We start from the raw sequence: 17,053 nt of genomic DNA on the forward strand, positions 1-17,053 counted from the left end.
TAGAAGTGAGGCCCGATCAGGCGAAAGACTTGGCGAAGCTATCGAGGGCAGCCTTGAGCTTGTCCCGGGTCGCGTCGCTGATGGCCTTCTCGTTGCGGATCGCGTCGAGGATATCCTTGCCTTCCGACCGCAGGTAGGAAAGCAGTCCCTGCTCGAACTTGCTGACGGATGCGACCGGCAGCTTGTCGAGGTAACCGTTAACACCCGAAAAGATCACAGCAACCTGCTCTTCCGTCTTCAGCGGCGAGAACTGCGGCTGCTTCAGGAGCTCGGTCAGGCGCGCACCACGGTTCAGCAGGCGCTGCGTGGCGGCATCGAGGTCCGAGCCGAACTGGGCGAAGGCGGCCATTTCGCGATACTGGGCGAGTTCGCCCTTGATCGAGCCGGCAACCTGCTTCATCGCCTTGATCTGGGCCGCAGAACCAACACGGGAAACCGAGAGACCGACGTTAACGGCCGGACGGATGCCCTGGTAGAACAGGTCGGTTTCAAGGAAGATCTGGCCGTCGGTGATCGAGATCACGTTGGTCGGAATGAAGGCAGAAACGTCGTTGCCCTGCGTTTCGATAACAGGCAGAGCGGTCAGCGAGCCGGCGCCCTTGTCGTCGTTCATCTTTGCAGCGCGCTCAAGCAGACGCGAGTGCAGGTAGAAAACGTCGCCCGGATAGGCTTCGCGGCCCGGCGGGCGGCGCAGCAGCAGCGACATCTGACGGTAGGAAACGGCCTGCTTGGACAGGTCGTCGTAGCCGATCAGCGCGTGCATGCCGTTGTCACGGAAATATTCGCCCATGGCGCAACCGGCAAACGGTGCCAGGAACTGCATCGGGGCCGGATCGGAAGCCGTGGCAGCGATGATGATCGAGTACTTCAGCGCGCCGCGCTCTTCGAGCACCTTGACGAACTGGGCAACGGTCGAACGCTTCTGACCGACGGCGACGTAGACGCAGTAGAGCTTTTCCTGTTCCGGGCCGTTGTCGTGGATCGGCTTCTGGTTCAGGAAGGCGTCGAGCAGGATGGCGGTCTTACCGGTCTGGCGGTCGCCGATGACGAGCTCGCGCTGGCCGCGACCGACCGGGATGAGGGCGTCGATGGCCTTGAGGCCGGTCGACATCGGCTCATGAACCGACTTGCGCGGAATGATGCCGGGAGCCTTGACTTCGACGCGCGAACGGCGGGTCGCATTGATCGGGCCCTTGCCGTCGATCGGATTGCCGAGCGCGTCGACGACGCGGCCGAGCAGTTCCGGACCAACCGGAACGTCAACGATCGCGCCGGTGCGCTTGACGGTGTCGCCTTCCTTGATGTCGCGGTCGGAGCCGAAAATAACGACACCGACGTTGTCGGATTCAAGGTTCAGGGCCATGCCGCGAACGCCGCCCGGGAACTCGACCATTTCGCCCGCCTGGACGTTGTCGAGGCCGTAGACGCGGGCAATACCGTCACCGACGGAAAGAACCTGGCCGACTTCGGAGACTTCAGCTTCTTGGCCGAAGTTTTTGATCTGATCTTTCAGAATTGCGGAAATTTCCGCGGCGCGGATATCCATCAGCCAACCTCTTTCAATGCAAGCTTAAGGGTAGAGAGTTTGGTACGAAGAGACGTATCGATCTGGCGGGAGCCGACCTTGACGATCAGGCCACCCAGGATCGACGGATCAACCGTAACAGCGATTGCAACGTTCTTGCCGGTAACGCCATGAAGCGCCGCCTTGAGTTCGTCTTCCTGCGCCGGGGTCAGCGCATGGGCCGAAGTAACTTCGGCGGAAATTTCGCCGCGATGCTCTGCAGCAATCTGGCGGAAGGACTTGATCATGCCGGGAAGGGCAAAAAGGCGGCGGTTACGCGCCACGACCTTCAAGAAATTGGCAAAGAAGCCGCTGATGCCGGCCTTTGCAGCGATCGCCTCGATTGCCTTCAGCTGCTCGTCCGATGAGAAAACCGGGCTTCCGACGAAACGCTTCAGATCAGCGCTCTCGTCGAGCATTTTCTGGAAAGCGTCGAGGTCGCTGGAAACCGTGTCGACGGCGCCTTCCTCAAGAGCCAACTCGAACAGCGATGAGGCATATCGTTCTGCGACACCAGAAATATGCTGGGATGTGTCTGGCACGGGCACAATTTTCCCTGATTTCAACCCAAGAACTCAGCATCCGGCGGGCGGAAGCCTTATGGTCTTGAATTCGTTTTGATTTCCCCCAGAAATCAGCAAGAGCTTCCTCTCACTTCATCCGAAATTCGGGGTCCGTCTAACATAGGATGTTGAGACTCGCAACACGCGTAATCACCGAATAAGCCTTTCGCGTGAATTTCTGATGGCAAAAACGCCAAAATGCCCTGATGCGGTGCACAATGATTGCGTTGCGGATCGCGTTTTTGATTAAATGAAACTGAAAGCGTAAAGTAGAGGCAGTGCCGCCAGGACGACTTGCACAACCAGAAGCAGCAAGTTGACGATGACCCCGCCACCGCGATCCGACATCAGCGACAGGATGCGGCCGAAAGCCGCGAGCGCGAAGGAAGCACCGAGCGCTATGTAGATCGTCGGCTGGGCGAGCAGGATCGCCGCAAGCCCGAAACCGAGATAGAACCCGCCGACCGAGCGCGATTCCGCATAAGCCCCTTGCCGCCCCTCGCGCACCTGCAGCCCATAGAACTTATAGGCAAGGCCCGGCGCAAACATCATCAAAAGACCGACGAGCGCGGTAAAAGCCGCAGCACAAAAGGCGAGCTGTTCACCCAGCTCCGTCGGAAAATAAAGCTCCATCGATCGTCCCCAAATCAGCGGATTATGTAAGCCGACTTATGGCACAAAGCGAAAACGGAAGAAATGTCCAATACAGGCGGCACGGAAATACACATAAATACATGAAAATGTTTTTATTATCCCTTTTTTATGATAAATCTCTCAAAAAGGGATAATGGCTTTGGCGGCAAACTTCGAACCCGAGGGCCAAATTTATCCCTTTTAGACAAAACTTCAAAAAGTTCGGGATAATATGTTTTATTTCAAAGAGATCAGAAGTGAGCATATTCGCCAGATTATCGATACCGAGCAGGTTTTCGAAGCTTGGTCAGCAACGAACGCTGAACTGAGCCACAGATTTTCAGGCTCCATGGCTTGGAAAGTCGTAGCCGGTCGGGATTATCTCTATCGAAAAAAAGCCGCCGCCTGGAAATCGCTCGGCCCCCGCTCGCCCGAGACTGAGCATGCCCATCTACAATTTCACAAGGGCAGGGATGAATGCAAACGGCGCCTATCCACGCTGTCTGCTCGGCTCGACGAGATGGCCGCCATTAATCGAGCCATGCGTCTGGGAAGAATGCCGCTGACAACGGCGCGAATTCTTCGCGCGCTGAACAAGGCGAGCCTTATCGGCACGGCTCTGGATATCGTCGGCACAAATGCGCTCTTCGTCTACGAGAGGCTGGCCGGAGTCAGCATAGACAGCGGCCTGCTAGCCACCGGCGATATAGATTTGCTCTTCGATGCGCGGACCAATCTCAATCTGCTGAGAAGAAACATCGGATCCGAAGGACTCATGGGCGTTCTCCGCGCGACCGACAAGTCCTTTCAACCACTCGCCCGCGGCAGCTTTCGCGCATCGAACCGTGAAGGCTATCTGGTCGACCTCATCGGACCGACTTCGGCCAACCCGATGCTCGAAACGAGCGTAACCGCACTCGTCGAAAACGAAGAGGATTTATCGGCGGTCGAGATAGACGGTCTGCAATGGTTGGTGAACAGCCCCAAAGTAAGCGCTATCGTCCTTGATGAGCGCGGCTATCCATTATCCTGCACCTGCCCCGACCCTAGAAGCTTCGCACTTCATAAGCTCTGGGTTTCACGCCGCGAAGATCGTGACCCACTGAAGAAATCGCGCGATGAAGCGCAGTCTCGCCTCGTGGTCGAGATGCTGAGCCGCAATATCCCTCATCTGCGTTTTGATGATCCGGCGTTGGGCGCAATTCCAAAGAGGTTGCGGCAACTATCCGAGGAATTGCTGAAACCGGCACCGACAGGCGATCAGATCGAACCGAATTGGTAGATCTAGAGCTTTGATTTGACGCAATTCTGGACGCAAAACCGTGTGACACTTTTGCTGGAATTGCTCTAAAGGAAACTCTGCGGATCGATGTCGAGCTGGACCTGGACCGAGCCGCGCTCCTTCGGCCCCTGCGACAGCATGGCGCGCAGGAAGCCCTGCATGTCGGAATTCCTTCGGCCGTGGACCAGCAGGCGAAAGCGGTGACGGCCGCGAACGAGCGCGAGCGGCGCCTCCGCAGGCCCGAGAACCGCGATGCCCTGCACCTGCGGCGCGGCATTGCGGATGCCACGCGCATGGCCTTCCGCATCCTGACGCGTATCGGCCGAAACGATGATCGACGCCAGCCGGCCGAAGGGCGGAAGCACCGCCCTTTCCCGCTCGGAAATCTCCCGCTCGTAGAACGCGCCTGCATCGCCTGACACAATCGCCTGCATGACGGGATGCTGCGGCTGATAGGTCTGGAGCAGACCGTGGCTTTTGAGACCTGTGCGCCCGGCGCGGCCCGTCACCTGCGAGAGCAGTTGGAAGGTCCGCTCGGCGGCGCGCGGATCGCCGTTTGCAAGGCCAAGATCCGCGTCGACGATGCCGACCAGCGTCATCAGCGGAAAATTATGCCCCTTGGCGACCAGCTGCGTGCCGATGACGATATCCGCCTCCCCCTTGGCGATAGCCTCCAGCTCCAGCCGAAGCCGCTTCACGCCGCCCATGATGTCGGAGGAGAGCACGATGGTGCGCGCCTGCGGGAAATGCTTCTCCACCTCCTCGGCGATGCGCTCGACGCCCGGCCCGCAGGCAACCAGGTGATCGAGCGTTCCGCATTCAGGACAGGCGTCCGGCGTCCGCTCGGAATAGCCGCATTGATGGCACTGCAGCTGGTTGCGAAAACGATGCTCGACGAGCCAGCTCGAACATTGCGGGCACTGGAAACGATGGCCGCAGACACGGCAGAGCGTCAGCGGCGCATAACCGCGGCGATTGAGGAAAAGCAGCGCCTGCTCTCCCCGCTCCACCGTCTTGCCGATCCCTCGCAGCAGTACCGGCGAGAGAAAGCCGCCGCGTTCAGGCGCATGCCTGCGCATATCGATCAGATGCAGGTCCGGCAGCGCCGCATCCCCGAATCGCGTCGGCATATGAACGGTGTTGTACCGTCCTGCCTGCCCGTTCACCTGGCTTTCGACCGACGGCGTTGCCGAGACCAGGACAACAGGAAAATCGCCGATCCGGCCGCGCACGACCGCCATGTCGCGGGCATTGTAGAAGACCCGGTCTTCCTGCTTGTAGGCGGGATCGTGCTCCTCGTCGACGATGATGAGGCCGAGATCTTCGAAAGGCAGGAACAGCGCCGACCGAGCCCCCGCCACGACCCGGACCTCGCCTGTAACAGCCTGCCGCCAGACCTTTTCCCGCATGCGCGGCGGCAGATCGGAATGCCATTCGGCGGGCTTCGCGCCGAACCGGCGCTCGAAACGTTCCAGGAAGGCGGCTGTCAGCGCAATCTCGGGAAGAAGGATGAGCACCTGCTTGCACCGCCTCAGCGTCTCGGCGATCGCTTCGAAATAAACCTCCGTCTTGCCCGAGCCCGTCACGCCATCGATCAGCGATACGGAGAACTCCTGAGCGTCGATATCGCCGAGAATTTCCTCCGCCGCCTCCCGCTGCGGCCCTTCCAGGCGCGCGGCGGTAAAATCCGGGTCCGGCTTTGCGACGACGGGCGGCGGGGCCAAAAAGATCGTCTCAAAGATGCCCTGCGCAATCAATCCGTCGACGACGCTGAGCGAGACGCCTGCCGCATGCGCAAGGCCGCTGCGTGTCCAGGAAACCCCGTCATTGGCAAGCTCCATCACTCGCGTCCGCGCCGGCGTCATGCGCTCGGGCTGGCCGCCGACGAAGCGCAAGCCCTCCACCATCGGCTCCGGCTCGAAAGCGTTCGGCGCACGCAGCGCCATGCGCGCCACGAGCCCGGGCGGTGAAAGCGTATAGGAGGCGACCCAGTCGATGAAATCGCGCATCTCCTTGGTGAGCGGCGGGCAATCGAAGACATGGCTGATGGGTCTCAGCTTCTTCGGGTCGAGCTTGTCGTCCTCGCCTCCGTCCCAGACGACGCCGATCACCTGCCGCGGCCCGACAGGCACCTGAACGACGGACCCGGGCTCAACATGCACGCCGTCGGGCACTGCATAGGAATAGGGTGTCGCCACCGGCAGGGGCACCAGAACGGGCACCGTCCGCGTTGCAACAGGCGCCTTGAACAGCTCTCCAAAAAGATCGGTCGAATCCGTAGTCATCGCGCCGGACCATGCCCCCAAAGGCACGAAAAGAAAACCCGCCCTTTCATTCCGGCCCTTTCATTCCGGCTAGTCCTCCTCGTCCTCATCTTCGCCGGCGATGACGCCGGTCAGCCGCATTCCCTCGATCCAGGTCGCGCCGTCTTCCTTGATCACTCGCCTCGGGCGGACACCGCAGCGCGACTGCAGCGCCTCGGCAAGCTGCATCGAATGGGTAACGACCCAGATCTGGCTGCGCTTCGACGCCTCCGCGATCATGTCGGCGAGCGGGCCTAGCATGTCCGGATGCAGGCTCGCTTCCGGTTCGTTGAGCGCGATAAAGGGCGGTAGCCGATAGGACAGGAGAGCGGCCGCAAGACCAAGAAAGCGAATCTGCCCATCCGAAAGCTCGCGGGGGTGGAAGGTGCGATAGGGGAAATCGGGCAGCGTCAGCGCAAATTCGGCCGTTTCCCCCGGATCAGGCACGACGATGCGGGCGCCGCCGAGCGCAGAGTCGATGATGCGGTCGAGATCGACGGTGTCCTGCCGCGTATGGGTCAGCGTCGCAAAGACCGCCGCCAGATTGGCGCCGTCCTCGTCCAGGATTGGAGCAGTCACGGCAAGACACGGATGACGTAGCGGCGAAGCGCGATCCGTGCGAAACCCATGGAAGAAGCGCCAGTTGGCAACCATGCGTCGGAACGCGGCAATCTCTGGAAAATGCCCCGCATCGCCGAGAACGGCAATCGCGGTTTCTGAGGTCAGAGCCTGATCGGGATAGTCCTCCATCCGCCCGGCGCCGTTGCGCACGGAGATCGACGGTCCGGCACGCTTCATCATGGTTACAGAGCGGTGGCCGGTCTGGATCGAGAGCTGCTCGGCCTTCACCTGCGGCTCCAGTGCAAAGCCGGCGGCAGCGCAGGGAGGGCGAAGTCCCGTCTCGACCCGATAACGGAAGGCGACCGCCCGCTCCTCGTCCAGGATTTCCACCTCGAAACAGATGCGCGCCGGGTCTTTCGGTTTGCTTCTCGGCCCCGACCAAAGAACCGACAGCATGCCGCCCTCGATCGCAAGCTCATGCGCCAGCCTGCCGTTGACGGCAGCCTGCACCAGTTGCAATGCGCGATAGAGATTGGATTTGCCTGTGCCGTTCTCGCCAATAAAGACCGTTGTATCCCCGAGATCCATACGAATCGATCGGAGCGAGCGATAGTTCTGGGCGAACATGGAACGAAGGCGCATGGCGGAATCTCTATACGATTGCGGCCGGAAAAGAAGGGCGCTCAACCGAACCGATAGAGGTGCGTATAGCTTTCGCATTGCATCGGCTGAAATCCCATCGCGTGCCAGAACAGCGCGGCATCGGGGTCACCGGCATGCACTGTCACCCTATCTGTAAACGCCTTGGCGTGATTGAGAAGCTCGCGTGCAATCATCCGGCCTATACCCCGGCCACGATACTGCGGCAGCACGTAGAAGCGCCGCATCCGGAGCCAATCGACGCGCGAAAATTCGACCGTTAGCCCGCCGATCGCCACGACGTCATTCTCTTCGAAAGCCACAAGCAGCCGCTCTCCGCGCCTTGAGAAGCGGTTAAGCCCGTCTGCCCATTCATCAACAAGGCGGCGGATGTGCTCATAGCCTTCCCGCTCGGCCGCGGAGGCAAGCAGCGTGACATCATCCGGCAAAGTATCAACGACGACACGAAGAGTGACCGTCATCTCAATCAGGCGACCTTTTCGGTCTCATCAGCGGGCATGACGCTTTCCGCGTTGCTCGGCATTGAAAACCGCGCGTTGCCGTCTGCAGCAAGATCGAAGACCGTGTGCTGTTCCAGCGCCTTGGTCACCTCGTTGACATCGCCGTCCAGCGCTTCCGGCTGGATCAGATGACCGATCTGGAATTCGAAACGGTCACCGCGCTTGTTCAGAAGCTCGTGGAAGACGGTCATGTCGCGTAGTTCCGTCGACCACTTGGCGAGCCAGTAGAACAGGCCGGAATTGCGCGCCGTCAAGTGAACCGGCAGGATCGGCAGATTATATTTCCGCGCCAGTCCGACGGCCGAGGTCTTCCACGGGCGTTCGTTCAACTTGCCATTCGCCCAATAAGCGATGCGGCCGGAGGGAAAAAGCACCGTGGCCTTGCCTTCCTTCACTGCGGCATTGGTCAGCTGCAGCGTCTCGCGCGTCTTGAGCTTGCTCTTGTATTCCTCGCGCCACTCGACCGGGATGATCATCTCGGCAAAGCGCGGATTGACCCGGACTGCGTCGCGGTTGGCAAACACCATCATGTCCGGCCGCCGCTCCTTCAGGAGGTCGAAGACTGCGACGCCGTCGGCAATGCCGGTCGGATGATTGCTGACGAGGATGAAACCGCCCTTGGCGGGAATGCGCTCGGCATCCGACACCCTGATATCAAGGCGTAGAAGATCACTCATATATTCGAAGCACTGGAAGCCCGGCATGTTTGCGACATCATCGGCAAAGGCGATGGCCTTGTGATAGCGCAACACGATGTGGAGAAACGGGCGCATCAGCGGCCAGAGCGGATTCTTGACGATCTTCTCTCCGCGCTCGGCGATCAATGTGTCGACGACATGACCCGGCTGTCCTTGGGAAACGAGTGCGATATGATCCGCAAGCTGTCCCAGTGCAGTCGTTGAAGCGCGGCGTGCCATGAAAAATCCTGAATATTTGGCTTACCCTATCGCAATCGATTGTGATCGAAGCATGACAAGATTGCATGACAGGGATCAGGGAAAGTTAGCGATTCCATAACCTTCCATCTAGCAAAGTGGCAGACTGAATTGCAAATTCAAGAGGTGTTTTGCTGAGCGAATTGTTGATCATCGCCGATCCGGCCCTGATGGCCGAACGCCAGCATTGGCTCGCCGTGCTTGAGAGCGAACGACGGCTTTCGGACCACACGCTGGACGCCTATGAGCGCGATACACGGCAATTTCTCGCCTTCCTGACAGGCCATCTCGGCGGTCCAGCGACCATCAAGGACATACACGCGCTTCGTCCGGCCGATTTTCGCGGCTTCCTCGCTACGCGCCGCAAGGATGGAGCCGGCGCGCGCTCGCTCGGCCGCAATCTTGCAGGCCTTCGCTCCTTCCTGCGCTATCTGGAAAAGAAGGGCCTGGTGAACGCCGCCGGCGCCGGCGCCGTCCGCTCGCCGAAACAGCCCAAGTCTCTGCCGAAGCCGCTCTCCGATTCGCAGGCGATTACGGTCACTGGCGACAATGCGCAGATGCATGACGAACCCTGGATCGCTGCCCGCGACGCCGCCGTCCTGACCCTGCTCTATGGCTGCGGCCTGCGCATTTCGGAAGCACTTGGCCTGATGCCCTCGGATATTGGCCCCGGAACGACGGCGCTCAGGATCACCGGCAAGGGCAACAAGACGCGCATCGTCCCGCTGCTTCCCATCGTCGGCGAAGCGGTCGAGAAATACCGCAAGATTTGCCCTTATCATCTGGAAGAGGGTAGGCCGCTCTTCCGCGGCGCCCGCGGCGGCCCGCTGCAGCCTGCCATCATCCAGCGCGGCATGCAGAAGCTGCGCAGCGCCTTCGGCCTGCCGGATACTGCGACACCGCACGCGCTGCGCCATTCCTTCGCCACCCACCTGCTTGCCGGCGGTGGCGATCTGCGTACAATCCAGGAGTTGCTTGGCCACGCCAGCCTGTCGACGACGCAGGTCTATACCGGCGTCGATGCCGCGAGACTGCTGGAAGTCTATGACCGGGCGCATCCCAGGGCGTAAGAAAGCGTTAACCTGTTACTTTAAGGGAAAATGCGTGCGACCGGAGTAGAACTGGAAGCAAATATCCGCACCTCAGAAGGCCGAAATGATTTCTGCTGTCGACAACAGTTCCCGTTCGATCATGCCCAAGGCATCAACTGTCCTTCTGTGGGTGGCCGCCGCCGTACCGGCAGCCCTGCTGGCTGCGCTGGTCCTGACCACGATCTCGCTGCGGACGGCCAACGCTGCCGACGATGCCGCAGCCTGCACCGGCAAGAACCTCCTGACGGACCTTCAGCAGACGGATCCGGCGAAATACGCTTCGATCATGGCGGAAGGCGACAAGGTCGCCAATGGCAAGAGCATCTTCTGGAAGATCGAGAAGCCGGGCATGAGGCCTTCCTGGCTGCTCGGCACCATGCATGTCACCGACCCGCGCGTCCTGTCGATGCCCAAGGGTGCCGCCGAGGCGGACAGGGCCGCCGATACGATCATCGTCGAATCCGACGAAATTCTCGACGAGAAGAAGGCAGCCCTTGCCCTGCTTGCCAAGCCTGAGCTGACGATGTTCACCGACGGCTCGACGATCAGCAAATATTTGTCCGCCGATGACAATGCCAAGCTGGAGGCAGGCCTCAAGGAGCGGGGCATTCCGCTCACCGCGGTTTCCCGCATGCGGCCATGGATGATCTCCAGCGTCGTGGCATTGCCGCCCTGCGAAATCGCCCGCAAGGCCAAGGGCGCCGAATTCCTGGATCAGAAGCTCGCCGTCGATGCCGCCGCCGCAGGCAAGCAGGTAAAGGGCCTCGAGACGCTCGCAGACCAGCTACAGGCCATGGCGGACCTTCCGACCGAATTTCATCTGAAGTCGCTGATCGAGACGCTTCAGCTCGGCGACAAGATGAACGACGTCGTCGAGACAATGACCGATCTCTATCTTTCCGGCGACATCGGCGCCACTATGCCGATGCTGAAGATTGCCGCCCCTGACGGCGACGACGGCGATAGCGACTATGCCGCCTTCGAACAGCGCATCATCCTCGACCGCAACAAGGTCATGGCCGAGCACGCCGCCCCGATCCTCGCAAACGGCAATGTCTTCATGGCCGTGGGTGCCCTGCATCTGCCGGGCGACCAAGGGCTGGTGGAGCTCCTGCGCAAGCGGGGCTTTACGGTCACGGCTGTACAGTAAAATACACAACCGTCACTTGACTTTTATTGTTCAGCCGAAGAAATTTTCCGCAAAATTACAGTTGTGGTCAATTTAAAGCACATGATTTTCGGTCCGATTTTACGTGATACGGCGAAGGTTCTAGGGACCTTCACACTCCATCTCGTTGTATTTCTTTTGCTGCTTGCCCCGGCAAACGCGTCGCCGACCTCTGCACCAGACGGCGTGCAATGTCCCGCCCAAAGCCTATTGCCGCGGCTGAAGGCAAGTCAGCCGGAGCGTTACCGGACTTTTCTCAAAGAGGCTCGGTCGGTCCGAAACGGCAGACACATTCTTTGGAAGGTCGAAAGGAAAGGACTGAAGCCATCTTGGCTTTTCGGCACCATTCATTCAAGGGATCCACGCATTTTCACTCTCCCCTCGAAGGCATTCAGCGCCTTTGACAAGGTTGATACTGTACTTGTGGAGTTGAAGGAGGTTGTCCAACCGGTAACCATTGGCCTGGAAGTGTTGAAACATCCTGAGTTGACGATGCTTCAGGACGACAGGCTCGACCATCTACTCCCGCCGGAGGAGACAGTCGAGCTTGCGACTTCCTTGAAGCAGCACGGAGTGCCGCTTGATCTCGTCGCGCGGATGCGACCCTGGTTTCTGATGCTCAACCTGGAAATGCCGACATGCGAAACCCGTCTGATGAAAGCCGGGAGGGACGTTCTCGATCAAGCGATCGCAAAGAAAGCACTCGACAAGAAGATCGCACTTGTCGGTCTCGAAACTCCGCTGGAGCAGTTTCAGGCAATCGCCCGCGTTCCCGACGCCTTGATGCTCGAGGCTGTTCGACGATCTTTTGCAATACCCTACAGCAATGACGACCAATTGGAGACCGTAATAGATCTCTACAAAGTGCATGATATCGGGAAAATCATCGCACTGAGCAATGTTTTTGGTGCGGGTGAATCAGTCGCCCAGTCCTACACGCAGTACGTTCTTACTGATCGTAACAAGATTATGGCTGAACGCGCCAAACCCTATCTGGATAAGGGTCGCGCCATGATCGCTGTCGGTAGTGCGCATCTTGCTGGCGATGAGGGATTGGTCGAACTCCTGCGCAAGCAGGGTTTTACGGTCACGGCTGCGGATTGAGGGCGGCACGATTGAGATTGATGAGCGCCGTTTCGACGATGAGATTGTGAAACGGCGTGATTGCCATCAGATAGAGTTTTCCAAACAATACTTTGCGCCGAACAAGCGTTGTCGAGCTGACGAATGTTCGCCCATCGCGTTCGTTGACATCGATAACAGCGCGGAAATCGAGGTGGCGGTCGTCGAAGCCGAGCACCACCTGACGGGCGGACCGGCTTACGACAGGAAAGATGCCGATCATGTCGATATCGCCGGGCTTATGCGCCGTCGACGGTTTGATCCCGAAAGGCGCGACCAAGGCGTCGCGGATCGTTATCAGCACCTTCACCCAATAGGGAAAACGGCCCAGGACCAATCGGGCTGCCTCGTCAGCTCTCATGCTCCGGCCGACAGCGATCCGGTAGCAATCCGCCCAATCGGCACCGGGCAACGCAGGATGTGGCAGGCGTGGTACAATTTTCGTCGGTTTGGCAAAATCGTTCTGCATCGCGAGGCCGTTCCGCTTGCGTCTACGGCGCAGCATACCACTGCGTGACGTCCCCTGCCTGGCCTATTGTGAGGCTGCGACAATGCGCATTGGCACTATCTGGTGGGGAGCCGCAGCCGGTGCTGCAGCTCCCGAGACGAATCACATATGGATCGGCTTGAACGTAGCTGCCATCGCAGCTTCCTTCACCGCTTCCGACATGGTCGGGTGCGCGTGGCAGGTGCGGCCGAGATCTTCCGACGAACCGCTGAATTCCATCAGGACGGTGATCTCGTGGATCATCTCGCCGGCGCCGAAGCCGACGATATGGCCGCCGAGAACCTTGTCGGTTTCCTTGTCGGCCAGGATCTTCACGAAGCCATCCGTCGCAAGCATCGCGCGGGCGCGGCCGTTGGCGGTGAAGGGGAACTTGCCGACCTTGTAGGCAATGCCTGTGGCCTTCAGCTCTTCCTCGGTCTTGCCGACGGAAGCCACTTCCGGCTGCGTGTAGACGACGGCAGGAATGACATCGTAGTTCACATGGCCAGCCTGGCCGGCCAAGATTTCGGCAAGCGCCACACCTTCATCTTCAGCCTTGTGCGCCAGCATCGGGCCCTTGACCACGTCGCCGATCGCATAGATGCCGGCGACATTGGTCTTGAAATGGCCGTCTATTTCCACGCGACCGCGGTTGTCCAGCTTCACGCCGGCTTCTTCAAGGCCGAGGCCTGACGTGTAGGGCTTGCGGCCGGTGGAGATCAGCACGACATCGGCATCAAGCACGACCTTGTCGCCGCCCTTGACCGGCTCGAACGTCACCTTCGCGCCGGCGCCGGACTTTTCAACACCGGTCACCTTGGCGCCGAGATGGAATTCGAGGCCCTGCTTGGCGAGCAGGCGCTGGGTCTGCTTCGACACTTCGCCGTCCATGCCGCCGAGGATGGTGTCGAGATATTCGACAACGGTGACCTTGGCGCCGAGGCGCGACCAGACCGAGCCGAGCTCGAGGCCGATGACGCCGCCGCCGACCACGATCATGCTGCCGGGAACCTTGTCGAGCGCGATACCGCCGGTCGACGAGATGATGACCTTCTCATCGATTTCGACCGGAACGCCGGGAATGCCTGCAACGTCGGAGCCGGTGGCGATGACGATATTCTTGCCCTCGATCTCCTGAACCTTGCCGTCTTCGGCGGTTACGGAAACCTTGCCGGTCGCGACGATCTTGCCCGTGCCGATGAAGCTGTCGATCTTGTTCTTCTTGAACAGGAAGGCGACGCCATCGACGTTGGACTTCACCGTCGCATCCTTGTGCGCCATCATCTTGGAAAGATTGAGCGTCGGTGCGCCGACTTCGATGCCGAGCGCATCCATGCCGTGACCGGCCTGATGGAACATCTCGGAAGCATGCAGCAGTGCCTTCGACGGAATGCAGCCGATGTTCAGGCAGGTGCCGCCGAAGGTCGTGCGCTTTTCCACGACCGCGACCTTGAGGCCGAGCTGTGCCGCCTTGATGGCGCAGACATAGCCGCCGGGGCCGGTTCCGATAACAATCACATCATAGGACATTGTTTAATTTCCTTTTTTTGAAGGCGTCCAATTAATCGGCGGCGCGCTCAAGCGCCAAACGGAAACCGGAGCAGGCCGAAACCGCACCGGGAAATACGGGTGAACTATCGTCCGGCGCTAAAACGCTCGCGCAACGGCCTGACGATGAAGAGGATCGAAACGACTGCATGTCTACCCCTATCGGCCGCCGCTCACATTGAGGATCGAGCCGGTTACATAGGACGCGGATGGAGACAATAGGTAGAGGACGGCGTCGGCGACTTCTTCCGACGTACCGACCCGGCCCATCGGCAGCGTCGGACCGAGGTCCCGGACGCGATCCGGCAGCCCACCGGACGCATGGATGTCAGTGTCGATAATACCGGGGCGAATGCAGTTGACCCGAATTCCCTCCGCGACCACCTCACGCGCAAGGCCGATCGTGAACGTATCGATCGCACCCTTGGAGGCCGCGTAATCGACATATTGGCCGGGGCCACCGAAGATCGCGGCCATGGAAGAGATATTGACGATCGAGCCGCCCTTGCCGCCGTGGCGCGTCGACATGCGAAGCACGGCTTCCTTGGCGCAGAGGATCGAGCCGGTGATGTTGATGCGGAACATCCGGTCGAGCCGCTCCGGCGACATCTGGTCGACGCGCTGCACCATATCGACGATCCCGGCATTGTTGACGAGCCCGTCAAGCCGGCCGAAATGGCGGTCGGCGGCCTCGAATATCGAAGCGATCCCGGCAACATCACCGACATCGCCCGCAATCGCGATGGCATCGCTACCGGCCGCACGGACCGCGTCGACCACCTGATCGGCGGCTTGCTTGTTCGAGGCGTAATTGACAACCACACGCCAGCCCTGGCGCGCCGCGCCGATGCAGATCGCGGCCCCGATGCCGCGGCTGCCGCCCGTGACCAGAAGTACCGGAGAATTATCGCTCATCTTCCATCCTCACCGCAAAACGCCAACGAACATCAGGACGAGACCTGTCAACGAAACCGCCCAGATCAACGAACGCCAGGGGCTGAGACCGAGGAGATAGGCGGGCAAATAGGCAAGCCGCGCCCAGAACCACAACAGGATGCCCCAATGGGTCAAGGCATCAGCCCGTCCCGCGGCGACAGCGACAACCGTAAGCGCAATGAAAACAGGATATGTTTCCTGAAAATTGCGAAATGCGCGGGTCGCGCGCCCCGTCAGGAGATTGGGTTCCGGCTCGTCATCACGCGTCGAATTGGCCTCCGCCACGCCCGACTGGAGGCGATAGACGCTCGCCTGGACCATCATGTAGATGAAGGCCAGCGCCGTGCTCCACAGGAGATAGGTCAGTTCGAACGACATGGAGAATGCCCCGGAATGGCAGAAAGGGCCGCTCGTGGCGGCCCTGCACCGTTCTTAGAGATCGAGAACCAGACGTTCCGGATCTTCCAGGCTTTCCTTGACGCGGACGAGGAAGGTAACCGCTTCCTTGCCGTCGACGATACGGTGGTCGTAGGAGAGCGCGAGATACATCATCGGGCGGATGACGATCTGGCCGCCGACGACAACAGGACGGTCCTGGATCTTGTGCATGCCGAGAATGCCCGACTGCGGCGCATTCAGGATCGGCGAGGACATCAGCGAACCGTAGACACCGCCATTGGTGATGGTGAAGGTGCCGCCCTGCATGTCGGCCATCGACAGCGTGCCATCACGGGCAGCCTTGGCGAGACGGCCGAGGTCCTTTTCGATCTCGGCGATCGACATCTGGTCTGCATCGCGGATGATCGGAACGACGAGGCCCTTGTCGGTGCCGACGGCCATGCCGATATGGCAGTAGTTCTTGTAGATCAGGTCGGTGCCGTCGATCTCGGCGTTGACGGCCGGCAGTTCCTTCAGCGCATGGGTCACGGCCTTGGTGAAGAAGCCCATGAAGCCGAGCTTGACGCCATGCTTCTTTTCGAAGACGTCCTTGTACTTGGCGCGCAGGTCCATGACGGCCTTCATGTCCACCTCGTTGTAGGTGGTGAGCATGGCGGCGGTGTTCTGGGCGTCCTTCAGGCGCTTGGCGATCGTCTGGCGCAGGCGGGTCATCTTGACGCGCTCTTCGCGCCCTGCGTCTTCGACCGTCGACGGGCCGCGGGCGGCGACCGGAGCTGCAGCCGGTGCGGCTGCGACAGGAGCCGCAATGCCCTTGGCAACGGCAGCGATCACGTCACCCTTCAGGACCTGGCCACGCTTGCCGCTGCCGTCGACCTGATCGACCGAGAGGTTGCTTTCAGCAAGCAGCTTGGCAGCAGCCGGAGCCGGCGGCATGGAGGAAGCAGCCGGAGCTGGAGCAGAAACGACGGGCGCAGCAGGAGCTGCGGCAGCGGCCGGAGCAGCAGCGCCGACAGTTTCGGCAACCTTTGCAGCGGCGGGTGCGGCGGTAGCGCCGGCACCTTCGGCGATCTGGCCGAGCAGTGCGCCGAGACCGACCGTTTCGCCAGCCTGCGCAACGATTTCCGAAAGCGTTCCGGCAGAAGGAGCCGGCACTTCGATCGTCACCTTGTCGGTTTCAAGCTCGAGGAGCGGCTCGTCGGCCTTGACGACATCGCCGACCTTCTTGAACCAGGTACCAACGGTCGCTTCACTGACGGACTCGCCGAGGGTTGGAACGCGGATTTCTGTGGCCATTGTTCAAA

The 17,053-nt window shown here is 60.3% G+C and carries 16 protein-coding genes; 4 read left to right on the forward strand and 12 right to left on the reverse strand.

Annotated features, from left to right (window positions below):
- Positions 1-16: 16 nt before the first annotated feature.
- The 3 genes from atpA to DTW90_RS12770 all read right to left on the reverse strand — a co-directional run bounded on the left by atpA (position 17) and on the right by DTW90_RS12770 (position 2,760).
- Positions 17-1,546: a F0F1 ATP synthase subunit alpha gene (atpA, locus tag DTW90_RS12760; RefSeq protein ID WP_132522013.1), complete on the reverse strand. Its 1,530-nt coding sequence runs from the start codon at positions 1,544-1,546 to the stop codon at positions 17-19.
- On the reverse strand, positions 1,546-2,112 hold the full coding sequence (locus DTW90_RS12765) for a F0F1 ATP synthase subunit delta (RefSeq protein ID WP_149338740.1): 567 nt from the start codon (positions 2,110-2,112) through the stop codon (positions 1,546-1,548). Before DTW90_RS12765 ends, atpA begins: the two co-directional genes overlap by 1 nt.
- Before the next feature lie 261 nt (positions 2,113-2,373).
- Positions 2,374-2,760, reverse strand: coding sequence for a DUF4345 domain-containing protein (locus DTW90_RS12770; protein WP_132522017.1), 387 nt, complete (start codon positions 2,758-2,760; stop codon positions 2,374-2,376).
- A 349-nt stretch (positions 2,761-3,109) separates the two neighbouring features.
- Here DTW90_RS12770 and DTW90_RS12775 point away from each other — a divergent pair, with 349 nt between their 5' ends.
- A complete protein-coding gene (locus DTW90_RS12775) occupies positions 3,110-4,042 on the forward strand; it encodes a nucleotidyltransferase domain-containing protein (protein ID WP_246664939.1) in 933 nt (310 codons plus the stop codon).
- A 65-nt stretch (positions 4,043-4,107) separates the two neighbouring features.
- Here the strand turns inward: DTW90_RS12775 and DTW90_RS12780 are convergent, their stop codons facing one another.
- The 4 genes from DTW90_RS12780 to DTW90_RS12795 all read right to left on the reverse strand — a co-directional run bounded on the left by DTW90_RS12780 (position 4,108) and on the right by DTW90_RS12795 (position 8,983).
- Positions 4,108-6,327 (reverse strand): primosomal protein N', encoded by a 2,220-nt coding sequence (locus tag DTW90_RS12780; RefSeq protein ID WP_149338742.1) that lies wholly within the window; start codon positions 6,325-6,327, stop codon positions 4,108-4,110.
- A 69-nt stretch (positions 6,328-6,396) separates the two neighbouring features.
- On the reverse strand, positions 6,397-7,548 hold the full coding sequence (locus DTW90_RS12785) for an AAA family ATPase (RefSeq protein ID WP_149338744.1): 1,152 nt from the start codon (positions 7,546-7,548) through the stop codon (positions 6,397-6,399).
- A gap of 41 nt (positions 7,549-7,589) precedes the next feature.
- Entirely contained in the window at positions 7,590-8,027 is a 438-nt protein-coding gene (locus DTW90_RS12790; protein WP_149338745.1) for a GNAT family N-acetyltransferase, read from the reverse strand.
- 5 nt (positions 8,028-8,032) lie between these two features.
- Positions 8,033-8,983, reverse strand: a complete 951-nt coding sequence (locus DTW90_RS12795) for a 1-acyl-sn-glycerol-3-phosphate acyltransferase (RefSeq protein ID WP_149338747.1) — start codon at positions 8,981-8,983, stop codon at positions 8,033-8,035.
- Between the two features lie 152 nt (positions 8,984-9,135).
- Between DTW90_RS12795 and DTW90_RS12800 the strand changes: the two genes are divergently transcribed.
- From DTW90_RS12800 to DTW90_RS12810, 3 genes are all read left to right on the forward strand, one after another.
- On the forward strand, positions 9,136-10,071 hold the full coding sequence (locus DTW90_RS12800) for a tyrosine recombinase XerC (protein ID WP_149339118.1): 936 nt from the start codon (positions 9,136-9,138) through the stop codon (positions 10,069-10,071).
- 85 nt (positions 10,072-10,156) lie between these two features.
- A complete protein-coding gene (locus DTW90_RS12805; protein WP_149338749.1) occupies positions 10,157-11,242 on the forward strand; it encodes a TraB/GumN family protein in 1,086 nt (361 codons plus the stop codon).
- Between the two features lie 63 nt (positions 11,243-11,305).
- Positions 11,306-12,364 (forward strand): TraB/GumN family protein, encoded by a 1,059-nt coding sequence (locus DTW90_RS12810; RefSeq protein WP_149338751.1) that lies wholly within the window; start codon positions 11,306-11,308, stop codon positions 12,362-12,364.
- On the opposite strand, the gene DTW90_RS12815 is transcribed toward DTW90_RS12810, so the two are convergent.
- From DTW90_RS12815 to odhB, 5 genes are all read right to left on the reverse strand, one after another.
- Positions 12,348-12,851 (reverse strand): DUF2867 domain-containing protein, encoded by a 504-nt coding sequence (locus DTW90_RS12815; protein WP_149338753.1) that lies wholly within the window; start codon positions 12,849-12,851, stop codon positions 12,348-12,350. The genes DTW90_RS12810 and DTW90_RS12815 overlap by 17 nt on opposite strands.
- 141 nt (positions 12,852-12,992) lie before the next feature.
- A complete protein-coding gene (lpdA, locus tag DTW90_RS12820; RefSeq protein WP_149338754.1) occupies positions 12,993-14,399 on the reverse strand; it encodes a dihydrolipoyl dehydrogenase in 1,407 nt (468 codons plus the stop codon).
- A gap of 177 nt (positions 14,400-14,576) precedes the next feature.
- Positions 14,577-15,332 (reverse strand): SDR family oxidoreductase, encoded by a 756-nt coding sequence (locus tag DTW90_RS12825; protein ID WP_149338756.1) that lies wholly within the window; start codon positions 15,330-15,332, stop codon positions 14,577-14,579.
- Positions 15,333-15,341: 9 nt separating this feature from the next.
- On the reverse strand, positions 15,342-15,731 hold the full coding sequence (locus DTW90_RS12830) for an MAPEG family protein (RefSeq protein WP_132522035.1): 390 nt from the start codon (positions 15,729-15,731) through the stop codon (positions 15,342-15,344).
- Positions 15,732-15,785: 54 nt separating this feature from the next.
- A complete protein-coding gene (gene odhB, locus DTW90_RS12835; RefSeq protein ID WP_132522037.1) occupies positions 15,786-17,045 on the reverse strand; it encodes a 2-oxoglutarate dehydrogenase complex dihydrolipoyllysine-residue succinyltransferase in 1,260 nt (419 codons plus the stop codon).
- Between the last annotated feature and the right edge of the window lie 8 nt (positions 17,046-17,053).

Origin of the sequence: Neorhizobium sp. P12A, from assembly GCF_008365395.1 — a bacterium.
GTDB lineage: Bacteria > Pseudomonadota > Alphaproteobacteria > Rhizobiales > Rhizobiaceae > Rhizobium.